Below are 14176 nucleotides of genomic sequence, written 5' to 3'. Positions count from 1 at the left end.
CCTCCCTGCTGGTCAGAACTCGTAGGTGGCGGGCGCGGGCGCCTCGCTGTCGGTGGAATGCGAGAGCGCCTCGGCCTGCGCCGCCACGGTGACGAGGTCGAACAACTGGCCCACCCGCAGGGCGCCGGGCCACTGTCCGTCGAGACGCCGCTGCAGTTCCACGACGCGGTGGGAGTTGCCGCCGACGTCGAAGAATCCGTCTTCGGGACCGAAGTCGTCGTGCCCCAGCACGGCCGCCCAGTGTTCGGCCACCGACCGTTGCAGTGTCGTCCAGCGTGGCCGCACCGCCGGCTCCGCCTCGGACACGAGTGCGCGCAGCGCGTTCTCGTCCACCTCGCCGCCCGCCGTTCGCGGGACGGCCCCGAGTGCGACGAAACGGGTGGGCACGGAGCGGGCGTCGAGCCGTCCGGCGCTGAACTCCCGCAGGTCCTCCGCCATCGGCAGCACGGCCGCCGCGGCCGCAGGCACCCAGAAGGCGGTGACACCGGTTGCGGTCGTGAGGACCACGGCCTCACGGACCGCCGGGTGACTCTCGACGACGTCCGCGACCGACCGTGCCGGGGATCCGGCGGCGTCGACCGTCAGCAGTCGTCCGGACCGGTTCCACCGGGCGAGCGCGCCCGTGCGGACCATCCGGGAGCCCGGGGATCCGAACGGGTTCGCCACGAACGTGGTGGCCGCCGCGCGCGCCGACGTGTGGGACTCCCGCGTGTCGGCGACATACACCTCGCCGCTCACCTCCTCGGGGGTGAGCTGCAGCCGGGGATCGAGCACGAACGTCCCGGCCGCGGTACTCCATTCACGGATGCGGGTGTGCTCGTCCGGGGTCAGCAGGTCGACGTCGCCGACGGGGAAACTCGGATCCGCGACGAACGCGGCGAGGATCCGGGTGAACCTTCCGGCGAGGGCCTGCACGGTCGCCTCGTCGAAGAGGTCGGTCGTATAGGTGAATCCGGCCGTCAACCCTTCCGGTGTTCCGCAGTCGTCGTACCGCTCCCGCACCGTCAGGTGCAGGTCGAAGAGGGAGACCTCGACGTCGGGTTCGAGGACCTGGGCTTCGAGGTGCGGGAGCGTGAGATCGGGGTGCTCGGTGTTCCGGAACTCGAGCAACACCTGGAACAGGGGTGAATGAGACTGGGAGCGAGGCGGGTTCAGCGCCTCCACCACCCGCTCGAACGGCACGTCGGCGTGGGCGTAGGCCGCGAGATCGGTCTCGCGGACCCGTGCGAGCAGAGTGTCGAACGTCCCCGACACGTGGGTCCGCAGCACGAGCGTGTTGACGAACATGCCCACCACGTCGTCGAGGACGGCCTCGCCACGGCCGGCGACCGGTGACCCGATTACCACGTCGCCGGAACCACCCGAGCGGGACAGCAACACGGCGAGGGCCGTGTGCACGATCATGAACACGGTGCACCGCCGGGTCCGCGCCAAGGCCACCGCCTCGCGGTGCAGGTCGGCGCCGATCGTGAATGTCACCCGGTCGCCGGCGGCCGATCGGCGGGGCGGGCGGTCACGGTCGGTGGGCAAGTCGGTCACGGCGGGCGCATCGGCGAGCGCCGACCGCCAGTAGTCGAGTTGCCGGGAGAGCAGGGAGTGTGGGTCGTCCTGCGAGCCGAGGAGTTCCCGCTGCCACACGGTGTAGTCGGGGTACTGCACCGGCAGCGGCTCCCATCCCGGCGCGCAGCCCTCGGACCGCGCGGTGTAGGCCGTCAGCACGTCGCGGGCGAGCGGGACCATCGAGAACCCGTCGGCCGCGATGTGGTGCACCACGACGACGAGGACGTGCTCCCGGTCGCCGAGTGTGAACAGCCGTGCCCGCATCGGCACTTCGGCGGCGACGTCGAATCCTGCGGACACGAGTTCCGAGATCTGTCCGGGTACCGGATCTTCGGACGTCGACACGGTGAGTTGCGCGATGTGCCCCGCGCCGACGATCACCTGGGTGGGTCCGGTGTCGCCGTACGGGTACCGGGTGCGGAGCGATTCGTGCCGCTCCACGACGTCGGCGAGGGCGGCGGTCAGCGCGTCGACGTCGAGGTCGCCCGACAGCCGGACGATCATCGCGACGTTGTACGCGGGCGAGGACGGGTCGAACTGATTGAGAAGCCACATCCGGTGCTGCGCCCACGACAGCGGCACCGGGCCGGGGCGCCGGGGCACCGCCACCGCGGGCCGGACCTCGCCGCCCGCGGTCTCCCGGGCGATCCGCGCCGCGAGCGCCCGCACGGTCGGGGCCTCGAACACGTCCCGCACACCGACGTCCGCACCGAGCGCGGAGTTGATGCGCGCAACCACCTGTGTTGCGGTCAGCGAGTTGCCCCCGGACGCGAAGAAGTCGTCGTCGGCTCCGACGACGCCGGTCCCGAGGACCTCGGCGAACACGTCGGCCACCGCGGACTCGAACGGGGTGCCGGGCGCACGGAAGATGCGAGGGGCGAATTCGGGTTCCGGCAGCGCGTGCCGGTCGACCTTGCCGTTGGCGCCGAGCGGAAGCCGGTCGAGGACGGTCACCGAGGCGGGCACCATGAACGGGGCGAGCACCGATCCGGCGAACTGCAGCACCTCCGTGGTGTCGAGATCCGCGCCGTCCTCGGCCGTGACGTACCCGGCGAGGACAGCCTCGGCGGCGGGTGTGCGGCGCACCACGACCACCGCCTGCGCGACACCGGGGCAGCGGGTGAGCGCCGCTTCCACCTCCCCCGGCTCGACCCGCTGGCCGCGCAGCTTGACCTGGAAGTCGTTGCGGCCCAAATATTCCAGCCGCCCGTCCTTCGTCCACCGCATCAGATCCCCGGTGCGGTACATGCGCGAGCCCGGATGGTCGAACGGGTTCGCGACGAACGCGGCGGCGGTCGCTCCGGCCCGCCGGTGGTAGCCGCGTGCCAGACCGTCCCCCAGCACGTACAGCTCACCCACCACACCGACGGGCACCGGCCGCAACCACTCGTCGAGGACGAGTTCGCGGACGCCACGCATCGGGTGGCCGATCCGCACGGGGTCGCCCGGGGTCATCGGGTCGCCGATGTTCGACATCACCGTCGTCTCCGTCGGGCCGTAGCCGACGAGCAGGGTGCGCCCGGCCGCCCAGCGGGCCAGCAACTCCGGCGGGCAGCGCTCCCCGCCGACGACCAGGGCGCGCAGCAAACGCAGACCGCGCGGGTCGATCGTGGCCAGGACCGCCGGGGTCGCGAATGCGTGGGTGATCCGTTCTGCCGCCAGCAGTTCCGTCAGCGCGGCGCCGCCGTACACGTGCGGCGCCGCGATCACCAGTCGCGCGCCCGCGCCGAACGCCATCAGGTATTCGAGCATCGTCGCGTCGAACCCGGGCGACGCGAGATTCAGCACACGCGACGCGTTCGTCGTCGCATACCGCGTGCGCTGATCGATCGTGAAGTTCTGCAACCCCGCATGGGGGATCACGACGCCCTTCGGCGCGCCCGTCGACCCGGACGTGTACATCAGATACGCCGGGTGGTCCGGTCGCAGCGGCACGACCCGGTCCTCGTCGGTGATCGACCGGGACTCCCATCTCCGCGTCGGACCCGGGTAGTCGAGGAGTAGCCATTCCACGCCGTCCGGCATCCGGTCGCGCTGTTCGGCGACGGTGAGTCCCACCACGGCCCCGCAGTCGGCGAGGATGTCGGTGATCCTCGCGGACGGCAGGCTCGGATCCACCGGCACGAACGACGCACCCGATTTCGCCACCGCCCACACCGCCACCACCAGTTCCACGGATCGGACGAGCCCGATCGCCACGTGGTCCTCCGGCCCGATTCCGCGGCGGATCAGCACCCACGCGAGACGGTTCGACCAGTCGTCGAGTTCGCGGTACGACATCACCGCGTTGCCGTACGACAGCGCGACGGCGTGCGGGTCCCGGGCGGCCGCGGCGGCGAGGATCTCCGGCAGCAGCCGGGTGGTGCCGGTGGGCCGCCCGCGCACGGGCACCAGCGCCTCGCGTTCGCCTGCGGACAGCAGATCGAACCGGGCCAGCGGAACGTCCGGGTCCGCGACCACCGTGTCGAGGAGCCGCACGTAGCGTTCGGCGAACTTCCGGACGGTCGCGGCGTCGAAGATGTCGGTGGCATAGGTGAATCCGGCGCTGATCCCGGCGGGCGCCCCGTTCTCCCCGAACCGTTCGGCCAGCGTCAGCTGCAGGTCGAACGTGGAGACGGAGACACCGAGGTCGATCTCGTCCACGTCCAGTTCCGGCAGGCTCGGGGTGGGCCGCTCGACGTCCTGGAATTCGAACAGCACCTGGAACAGCGGGGCGTGGGCGGTGGTGCGTGGGAGCGCGAGCGCCTCGACGACCCGCTCGAACGGCACCTCCGCGTGCGCGAACGCCTCCAGATCGCGGTCCCGCACGGCGGCGAGCACCGCGGCGAATGAGTCGGCGCCGCGGACCGGGGTGCGCAGCGCCAGGGTGTTGACGAACATCCCGACCACGTCGTCGAGGACGGCCTCTCCGCGCCCCGCCACCGCCGATCCGATCATCACGTCGGCGGTGCTCCCCAGGCGGGACACCAGGACCGCGAACGCCGCGTGGGTCACCATGAACACCGTCGCATCGTGTTCCCGCGCCAGGGCGACCACCTTCCGGTGCAGGCGGTCCCCGATGTCGAACGCCTCCCGCGCGCCGGCGAGCGTCCGGTGCTCGGGGCGTGGGCGATCCATCGGCAGGTCCGTCACGATCGGCGCGTCGGCGAGCGCGGCACGCCAGTACCCGAGCTGACGGGACATCAGCGAGTCCGGATCGTCCTCCGCTCCGAGCAGGGTCCGCTGCCAGACGCTGTAGTCGGAGTACTGCACCGGGAGCGGCACCCAGTCCGGCGCGTGCCCCCGCGCCCGCGCGGTGTACGCGGACGTCACGTCCCGGGCGAGCGGTCCCAGCGACAACGCGTCCGCCGCGATGTGGTGGACCACCAGGGCCAGGGCGTGATCACGCGGACCGAGCTCGAACAGGTGCGCCCGCAACGGAACCTGCGCGGTGACCTCGAAGCCCGCGGACAGTGCCGCGGCGAGCCGGTCCCGGAGTTCGCTCTCCCCCGACACCGGGACCGCGCGGAGGCGGCGCACCGCGTCCGCCGCCGGAATCACCGACTGCACGGGCGTGTCGCCGCGCATCGGGAAGATCGTCCGCAGCGCCTCGTGCCGGTCGACGACGTCCGTCAGCGCCGCGTGCAGTGCATCGACGTCGAGGGGGCCGCGCAACCGGAAGGCCGCCGCGATGTTGTAGGCGGGCGACGTCGTGTCGAACTGGTCGAGGAACCACATCCGCGTCTGCGCCAGCGACACCGGCGCCGCCGCGGACCGGTCGGTGGCCACCAGCGGCGGCCTGCTCGCCGAGTCCGCCCGCGCCACACGGGCGGCGAGCGTCCGCACCGTCCGCGCCTCGAAGACGTCGCGCACTCCCACGGCCGCACCGAGCACAGCCTGAATCCGCGCCACGACCTTCGCCGCGACAAGCGAGTTGCCGCCGAGCGCGAAGAAGTCGTCGTCGACGCCGACCGCGGGCACGCCGAGCAGCGCGGCGAACACGACCGCGATCGCCTCCTCGGCGGGGGTGCCCGCTGCCACGAAGTCGGCGCCGGAGTCGTTGGCGGGCGCCGGAAGTGCCGCCCGGTCCAGTTTCCCGTTCACGGTGAGCGGCACGCGCTCGAGGACCGTCACCGACGCCGGGACCATGTACGAGGGCAGCGCGGTTGCCGCGAACTCCAGCACGGCCCCCGGGTCGACGACCGCACCCGCCTCGGGCACCACGTACGCGGCGGGCGCCGGTCCGGTCACCGGATCCTCGTGCAGCGTCACCACGGCCTGCGCGACACCGTCGCACCGGCCCAGCACCCACTCCACTTCGCCGAGTTCCACCCGGAAGCCGCGGATCTCGACCTGCAGGTCGTCGCGTCCGAGGTAGTCGAGGCTTCCGTCCCGCCGCCACCGCACCACGTCCCCGGTCCGGTACATCCGGTCCCCCGACGCGTCCGCGACGAAGCGGGACGCGGTGAGCCCGGCGCGGCCGAGGTAGCCGCGTGCCACCTGTGGTCCCGCCACGTACAGTTCGCCGGCCACACCGACCGGCACCGGATGCAGCCGCGCGTCCAGCACCGACACCCGGAGCCCGGGAATCGCCCGTCCGATCCCGCTCGTCCACGCGGCGGCGGCGAGCGCGCGGCCGAGCGGGAGGTGGGTGACGTGCACCGTCGTCTCGGTGATGCCGTACATGTTCACGAGCACGGGCGCGTCCTCGCCGCGGCGGGAGTACCAGCGTTCCAGCTGCCCGAAGTCGAGCGCCTCGCCGCCGAGCACGACGTAGCGCAGCGACGTCGGGCCTGCGGCGGCGTCGGCCTCGGTGGCCTCGATCAGCTGGGAGAACGCGGTCGGGGTCTGGCTCAGCACCGTCACCCGCTCGCGGCGCAGCAGCGCGAGGAACGCGGGGGGTGTCCGGGCGGTGTCGAGGTCGACGACGACGAGGGTGCCGCCGTGCAGCAGCGCGCCCCACAACTCCCACACCGAGAAGTCGAATGCCGGGGAGTGGAACATCGTCCACACGTCGGCGTCGTCGAACCGGAACAGGTCCCGGGTGCCGGTGAAGAGGGAGACCACGTTGCGGTGCGACACCGCAACGCCTTTCGGCCGCCCCGTCGATCCCGACGTGTAGACGACGTAGGCCAGCGAGTCCGGATCGGCCGGTGCCCGTTCCGTATCGGTCAGCGGGTCCGCGGAGCGGCCGTCGATTTCGGGGTCCGCCGAATCGAGAAGCAGGACCGGAACATCCGAGACGGGCAGCGAGGCCGCGGTGTCCCGGGTCGCGAGCACGCACACCGGACGGGCGTCGGCGACGACGAGCGCCGAACGCTCACCGGGGTGATCCGCGTCGACGGGCACGTACGCGGCCCCGGCCTTGACGACCGCCACGAGTGCGACGACGAGCGCTGCCGTCCGCGGCAGTGCGACGGCGACCATCGACTCCGGGCCCACCCCCAGCGAGAGGAGGTGCCGGGCAAGGCGGTTCGACCGGGCGTCGAGGTCGCCGTACGTGATGCGCTCACCACCCGACACGACGGCGGTGGCGCCGGGGTTCCGTGCGGCCCGGTCGGCGAACAGCGCGCCGAGCGTGGTTTCGCCGGCGGCGTCCGCCTGCCGGATCGACCATTCCCGTACGAGGGCCTGTTCGGCCGGATCGGCGAGGTCGATGTCGCCGACCGCGACGGACGGATCCGCGACACCCGTCGCGGCGGTGCACACGAACCGCCGGGCGAGCCCGTCCACGGTGGCGGCGTCGAACAGGTCCGTCGCGTAGGCGAAGCGGGCCGTCGTGTCCGACACCGTCACCCGCAGATCGAGGTCGCCGAGTTCCCCACCGGAGTCCGAGAATTCGAGCAGCACCTGGAAGAGCGGTGCGTGGGACGCGGACCGCGGGGGGTCGAGTGCCAGGGCGACGGCCTCCACTGGCACGCCACGGTGGGCGAACGCCTGCGCGGCGGCGTCCCGGACCGTGTCGACGACGTCGCCGAACCGGTCGGCGCCGCGCACCCGGGTCCGCGACACCACGACGTCGGCATCCGTCCGCGTGCCGAGGACGACGTCGCCGGTACGGGCCGATCGTGCCAGCACCAGTGCCAGCGCCGCGTGCGCGACGGTGGCGGCGTCCGTGCGGTGCGCCTCGGCGAGCGCTGTCAGCCCGCGCCGCAGTTCCGGGTCCAATTCGACGTCGACGGCGGCGCTGCGCCGGGACGGCCGTGCGGGGCGCGGACGATCGGTGGGCAGATCCAGCAGCGGGGGCGCGCCCGCCAGGGTGCGCGTCCAGAAGTCGAGCCGGGCCGTCTCCTCGTGGACGGTGCCGACGGGGGCGTCCGGGTCTGCCGCGAGGCAGTCGCCGAGCAGGTCCACGAACCGCCGGTGATGGGCACCGACCTCGCCGGCGTCGTAGCGGTGGGGGTTGGCCAGGAAGTGGACGACGGTCCGGACCGGGGAGCCGCTCTGGTACACGTTGACGAGCAGGTCCTCGACCGGTCCGGACGTGACGATGTGGTATTCGCCGACGAGCGGCCCGAGGGCGAGTTCCTGATGGAAGAGCATCACGTTGACCATCGGTCCCGACAGCGACTCCGCGGCAGCAGCTCCCGCGTCGCGCCGGATGTCGCCGAGCCCGAAACGCTGGTGCCGCAGCGCACCCATCAGGTCCAGTTGCACCCGCTCGACCAGTTGTCCCACGGTGTCCTCGGGGCGGATCCGCACGGGAAGCGGCACGACACCCGCGACCATCCCGCCGGACCGTCGCAGGATTGCGGTGGTGCGCGCCGACACCGGGATCTTCACGAGCACGTCCCGGCGGCCCGTCATCCTCGACAGGTAGCAGGCGAACGCGGCGATGATCGCGGCGGTTCCGTGGGTGCCTGCGCCGCCCAGCGCTCGCTCCGCGGCGTCCGGGAGAGGCCCCGCGGCGTCGGTGCTCGTGGCGACCGCGGGCCCGGTCCGCCGCGCCAGGGTCGATCCGGGTCCGAGACCGCTGATCCGATCGGCCCAGTACTGCCGGTCCGCCGCGAAGCGGTTCGACGACCGGTACTGCTGGTCGGCGTCGTACAGATGCCGGGGGTCCGCGGCCTCGCCCGGTGCCGGTTCCCGGCCGAGCACCTGCGCGGAGTACCGGGCCGCGATGCGGTTGAGCATCGTCATCGCACCGTAGCCGTCCAGGGCGACGTGGTGAATCTTGCTGTACCACAAGTAGTGTTCGTCACCGACCCGGAGGATCGACGATTCGACGAGCCGGTCGCGGGTCGGATCGAGCGGGGTCTCGCAGTCGGCGCGCATCCACCGGCGGGCGGCGTCCACCGATTCGGGGTCGTCGCGGAAGTCGACGAACCCGATCGAGCGGTCCGCGGCGGGGTCGACCATCTGGAACGGCTGACCGTCCCTGTCCATCAACCGGAGAAACGGTGATCCGAATTCGTCCGCGGTCGCGACGGTGGCCGCGCGCAGGACGTCGACGTCCAGGTCGCCGTGCACCTCGACGTACTGGGCGATGCACAGCGGCACGTCGGGGGCCAGTTGCTGCGCCAGCCACGCCTCGTATTGCGCGGAGGACAGCGGGAACGGTGTCTCGGCGTTGCCGGCGGTCCCGGGACGGTGCTCAGGCAACGCCACCACCTCCGCCGGGGAGCAGCCGGCGCAACGCCGCCTCGTCCACCTTGCTGCTCGGGGCGAGCGGAAGCGCGCCGAGCGCGAGGAAACGGTCGGGCACGGCCTGCGCGACGAGGCGTTCGGCGCAGTGCGCGATCAGGTCGCGGGGTGTGGGCAGCACGGTCGCCGTGGCCGCGGGCACCCAGAACGCGGTCAGTGTGGTCTCCCCGTGTTCGTCGGCGGTCGCGAGGACCACGGCCTGGTGGATCGCGGGATGACTTTCCAGCGCGGCCTCCACCGCGTGCCTCTCGACGCGGGCGCCCCGCACCTTCACCTGCCCGTCGAACCGGCCGCAGAATTCGATGTCGCCGTGCGGGTCGACGCGCGCGAGGTCGCCCGTGTGATACATCCGGGCGCCCGGCCGCTCCGCGAAGGGGTCGGCGACGAACCTGGCCGCGGTGGCGCCCGGGCGGGACGCGTAGCCCTCGGAAATCTGGGGACCGCCGATGTACAGGTCCCCGACCGCCCCGTACGGCACCTCGACCAGTTTCGCGTCGAGGACGTACGCCGTGCTCGCGCCCAGCGGTCTGCCGATCGGCGCGATCGAGGCGGGGACGTCGCGCACCGGATGGGCGAGACAGCTGACGGTGGTCTCGGTCGGACCGTACTCGTTGCTCAGCGGAACACCCGGCAGCACTGCCCGGTGCTGGGCGACGAACACCCCCGGAAGGGCTTCTCCCGCAAGCGTCACCAACCGCAGGCGCTCGCGCAGCGGGGCGAGGTGCGGCAGCAGCAGCCGGTAGAACGACGGAGTCGCCACCAGGTGGGTGGCCCGCCACGTCCGGGCGAGCGCGGCGACCGCCTCGGCGTCCATCAGTTCGTGCGCGGCAGGGAGCACGCTGGTGCCGCCGGCGCACAGCGCCCAGAGGGTCTTCAGCAGGGAGCCGTCCCACGTGAGGCGGAACGCGGAGAACGTGACCAGGTCGTCCTCGTCGTAGTCGTAGTTGCGGCCGTCGACCATGCTCGCGAGGTTGGCGCGGCTCGCGACGACGGCCTTGGGGATGCCGGTGGAACCGGACGTCGTGATCACGTACGCCGGGGTGGCCGCGGGCACGTCCGCGGGAAGTTCGGCCGCCGGTTCGTCTCCGGGCGCGGGGCTCGCATCCCGGTCGTGCAGTCCCGGAACACGTCCGCCCGCACTACGGGCCAGTGCCCGAATCGTCTCCGGCGACGTCTTGGGATCCGCGGACCCGAAGACGATGGCACCGCAGTCGATGTCGCCGAGGAGTGCGCGGAGTTGCCCCACCGGATGTCCGGGCTCGATCACGCACCACGCCGCGCCCAGCCGCAGAGCCGCGATCATCCCGACGACCGTCTCGACGCTCTGCCGCTGATGGATCAGCACAACCTGGCCCGGTCGCACGCCGAGGGCCGCGAGCCTGCGCGCCAATGCCTCGCTCGCCGAGTCGAGTTCGCGGTACGTCAGCGCACGGTCGCCCACCACGACCGCGATCCGGCCGGGAACCCGCCTGCACTGGCGGAGGATCCCGGACGTCACTCCGCCGCTCGAGACCACGTCCGTCATGGCGTCACGTCTCCCGAGACGACCGTGACGTGATCGGCGTTCGGTGCCGCCGCACTCCGGATGTCGTTGCACAGCAGCAGCATCCGGCCGGGATTCGGGTCGACGACGTCGAAGCCCGCGAATCGCAGCGTCACCAGCATGACCCGGTTGACGTCGGTCGGCACGAACTCGGCGAGCGCCCGCCTGCCGTGGGCGCGGGCCCGCTCCACGACGTGCCGGATCAGCGCCGTCCCGACGCCACGCGACATCACCCGGCACGACATCAGCAGCAGTTGCAGGACGGAATCGTCGCCGCGGATCTCCGAGACCGCGAGACCGATCGTGCCGTACCCGCCGAACCGGTCGGCGAGCGACGCGACGAGCACCTCGTGATCGTCGGAGGCGCAGAGCCCGCGCAGTTCGTCGATCCCGAAAGTGCGTCCCGTCGTGTTGAGTTGATGAGACCGCACGGTCAGTTCGTGCGCGCGTTCGAGGTCGTCCTCGTTCGCCCTGCGGACCGTCATGACCAGGTCCAGCGAGCCCAGGAACTCGGTGTTCGACCCGTGGAACTCCTGTTCGCTCACCTGCCGGATCCGTTCGGCGCGGTACAGCGCCCTCCGCTGCCTCGCCTCCGCGGTGACGGCGGGCGGGGTCAACTCGGGAAGGTCGGGGAACGACGCGATCTGCTCGGCGGGATAACACCGCACCGGGGGCAGCGCCTCGGACACCTCGGCGCGCTCGACGGGATCGTTGTCGACGAAGGCAATGGTGTCGAGACCCAGGTTCAGGGTCTCCGCGATGCGGCGCACGGCCTCCGACTTCGGGCCCCACCCGACGTCGATGGCGCAGAACAGTTCCTCGATGCCGTGCATCCGCAGGTGCGCGGCGGCGGGTTCGAATTCGCCGCGGCTCGCCACGGCGTGCAGGATTCCGCGCCGATCGAGCACGTCCAGGGCGCGGAGGGCGTCCGCGGTCGGCACCGGGGCGTCCTGTTCGAGGACGACGCCGTCCCAGATGGTGTCGTCGAGATCCCAGACCATGCACTTGACCGTCGGCGCCATCGCGATCACGCCCCGCGCCCGGGCCGGTCCGGCAGGCGCCGGAGCAGCGCACTGCTCCACGCCGCGACCGGACTGCTGTTCATTATCACGCAGTAGTCGCCGGGCGCCTGCGCGGACGCCACGCGCTCGAGATTCGCCACCACGTCGACGGAGCCGAGATGGCCGTACCGGGCCAGGTTGTCGCGGCAGACGGGATCGATCGCGACGTCGAGTGCCTCCTGCCAGAACGCGAACGCACCGAGCGACAGGTTCTGCATGAGGAACACGCCGATCCCGTCCTGCTGCACCCCGTTCCGGGCCAGCAGCTCCGCGTTGATCTCCGTGAACCGCTTCCTGCTCTCGACCGCCAGGCGAAACGAGTACGTCGGTTCGTCGGCGCATTCCTCGATCCAGTCGGCTTCGCGGACGTCGCGGTAGTCGATGTGGAACAGGTCGGCGTATTTTCCGTCGCTGCGGATCATCTGGTCGACGAGTTCGTACCGTCCGGTCCCCGACTTCGTCAGCAGGACCGCGGCGGCGCCGTCGCCGAGGAGCGTCATCGGCGGCCGGTACCGCGACCGGGTGGGTGTCTTCGCCGCCGCGACGACGAGCACGTTCTGGCAGCGGGGGTCGCCGCGGAGCATCGCCGACGCGAGCGTGAACGCCGCCGAGACGGACACGCACCCGAGGTCCCCCACCCCGGTCGTGAACGCCTGGGTCGCGCCGAGTCGGTGCTGCAGCCGCGTCGCCTCGGACGCGAGCAGATACTGYGGAACCCGGCCCTGCACGAGCAGCAGCGCGTCGAGCTGGGTGGCGTCGAGGCCGGACGTGCGGAGCGCCTCCTCCGCCGCGGCCTGCGCCAGATCCACCTCGGCGAGACCGATTCCGATCCGCACCGTGTCGATGCCCAGTGCCAGCGCGTGCTCGCGCTGCGCGATCGGGAGTTCGTCGAGTTCCGGCAGTCCCGCCACGGTCACCTCGTCGTCGGGGAACCACAGCGCGACGGACTCGATCGTGACCGGCGGGTCTGCCGTCATCGCACACCTCCCCCGAGCACGTAGTCACCGATCTGGAGTTCGGCGACCTCGGTCGAGCCCTCGATGATCTGCATGACCTTCGCGTCACGGAAGAAGCGGCCCACCCTGCTGCCGGGGGCACACCCGGCGGCACCGAGCACCTGGACCGCCTGCTGGCTCACCGATGCGGCGACGCGGGCGGCGGCGTACTTCGCGGCGATCGTCGTGAACAGCGCGCTCGGCTCACGCGCATCGCGTTGTTCGGCGGCCCGTTCGCACAGCGCGCGGGCGCCGGCCGCGTCGACCCAGCTGCGCCCGAGGATCGCACGGACCGAGTCGTGCTCGGACAACACGGCACTGCCCTGCACCCGGGTGGAGGCGTGTGCGACGGCGTCGGCGAGGCACCCGCGCGCCATGCCGGCGCACCCCCACGCCACGGTGTACCGGCCGTGGTCGAGGGCCGTTCCGACCACGTGGGACAGCCCGAATCCCGGCGGTGCGATCAGGTGGTCGGCGGGGACGACGACGCCGTCCAGCGCGATGTGCGCGATCCGGGCGCCGCGCATGCCCAGCTGACCGTGGAGCGGTTCGACGGTCACCCCCGGCGCGTCCGTCTCGACCAGTGCGGTGGTCAGCCCGGCCTGCGACCGGCCGAGGACGAGCAGGACGTCCGCCACCTCGCCGAACGTGACCCACAGTTTCCGCCCCGTGATGCGGTGGTCCGTGCCGTGCTCCTCGAAACTGGTAGCCACAGAGGAGAGGTCGCTGCCCGCCCCGGTTTCGGTGGCGGCGAATCCGGCGAGGAGCTCACCCGTCGTCAGGGCGGGCAACCACCTCGCCCGCTGTTCGGCGGTGCCCCACCGATCGACCGCGGCGTTCACCATCCCCTGCACGGTCAGCAGCGACCGCAACGACGTGCAGACCGCCCCCAGTCTTTCTGCGACCGAGCCGAGTTCGGCGGCGTTCAGGCCCAGCCCCCGGCACTCCGTCGTCCGGTCCAGCCCGAGGACACCCGCCTTCGCGGCGGCCTCGATGACCTCGACCGGCAGCCCGGTCTCGTCCCAGTTGCCGGCGTCGATCTCGGCGGAGGCGACAAGTGTGTCGATTCCGATCACGGCGACGCCCCGTCCGTCGCACGAAGCTGCTCGCCCCGCTTCCTCCGTATGAACCCCGCAACCCGGGCCGCAGTGCGGAAGTTGTCGAGGTCGAGATCCTCCACCTCGACCACGACGTCGTGGGAGCCTTCGATGTACGTGACGATCTCCAGTGCCCGCAACGAACTCACCAGTCCCAGGGTGAAGTAGTCGTCGTCGGGACCGAGTTCCGTCGACGTGATCGAGCTCAGGTACTGCCGTAGCTGCTCGACCAGCTCGTCATGGGACTCGGGCACAGGTGCATTTGCTGTGTCCATGGGCCTGGGATTCCCAATTGGA

Annotated in this window: 6 protein-coding genes; all 6 read right to left on the bottom strand. The window is 71.8% G+C overall.

Features of this window, described 5'->3' with window-relative positions; translation table 11 throughout:
- Positions 1-12: 12 nt before the first annotated feature.
- From AC1DWT_RS13255 to AC1DWT_RS13230, 6 genes are read right to left on the bottom strand one after another with little or no spacing between them, the layout of a single operon-like run.
- Positions 13-9141, bottom strand: a complete 9129-nt coding sequence (locus AC1DWT_RS13255; RefSeq protein WP_420855111.1) for an amino acid adenylation domain-containing protein — start codon at positions 9139-9141, stop codon at positions 13-15.
- On the bottom strand, positions 9134-10708 hold the full coding sequence (locus tag AC1DWT_RS13250) for an amino acid adenylation domain-containing protein (protein ID WP_206013180.1): 1575 nt from the start codon (positions 10706-10708) through the stop codon (positions 9134-9136). Before AC1DWT_RS13250 ends, AC1DWT_RS13255 begins: the two co-directional genes overlap by 8 nt.
- On the bottom strand, positions 10705-11757 hold the full coding sequence (locus AC1DWT_RS13245; protein WP_206015979.1) for an HAD-IIIC family phosphatase: 1053 nt from the start codon (positions 11755-11757) through the stop codon (positions 10705-10707). Before AC1DWT_RS13245 ends, AC1DWT_RS13250 begins: the two co-directional genes overlap by 4 nt.
- Positions 11754-12764, bottom strand: a complete 1011-nt coding sequence (locus AC1DWT_RS13240; RefSeq protein WP_206013181.1) for a 3-oxoacyl-ACP synthase — start codon at positions 12762-12764, stop codon at positions 11754-11756. The genes AC1DWT_RS13245 and AC1DWT_RS13240 overlap by 4 nt, the downstream gene beginning before the upstream one ends.
- Entirely contained in the window at positions 12761-13858 is a 1098-nt protein-coding gene (locus tag AC1DWT_RS13235; protein WP_072947117.1) for an acyl-CoA dehydrogenase family protein, read from the bottom strand. The genes AC1DWT_RS13240 and AC1DWT_RS13235 overlap by 4 nt, the downstream gene beginning before the upstream one ends.
- A complete protein-coding gene (locus tag AC1DWT_RS13230; RefSeq protein ID WP_072947118.1) occupies positions 13855-14154 on the bottom strand; it encodes an acyl carrier protein in 300 nt (99 codons plus the stop codon). Before AC1DWT_RS13230 ends, AC1DWT_RS13235 begins: the two co-directional genes overlap by 4 nt.
- Between the last annotated feature and the right edge of the window lie 22 nt (positions 14155-14176).

Source organism: Rhodococcus sp. P4_B6 (assembly GCF_056402215.1).
The sequence above is the reverse complement of the archived record's forward strand: the minus strand, read 5'-3'. Positions and strand labels throughout refer to the sequence as shown.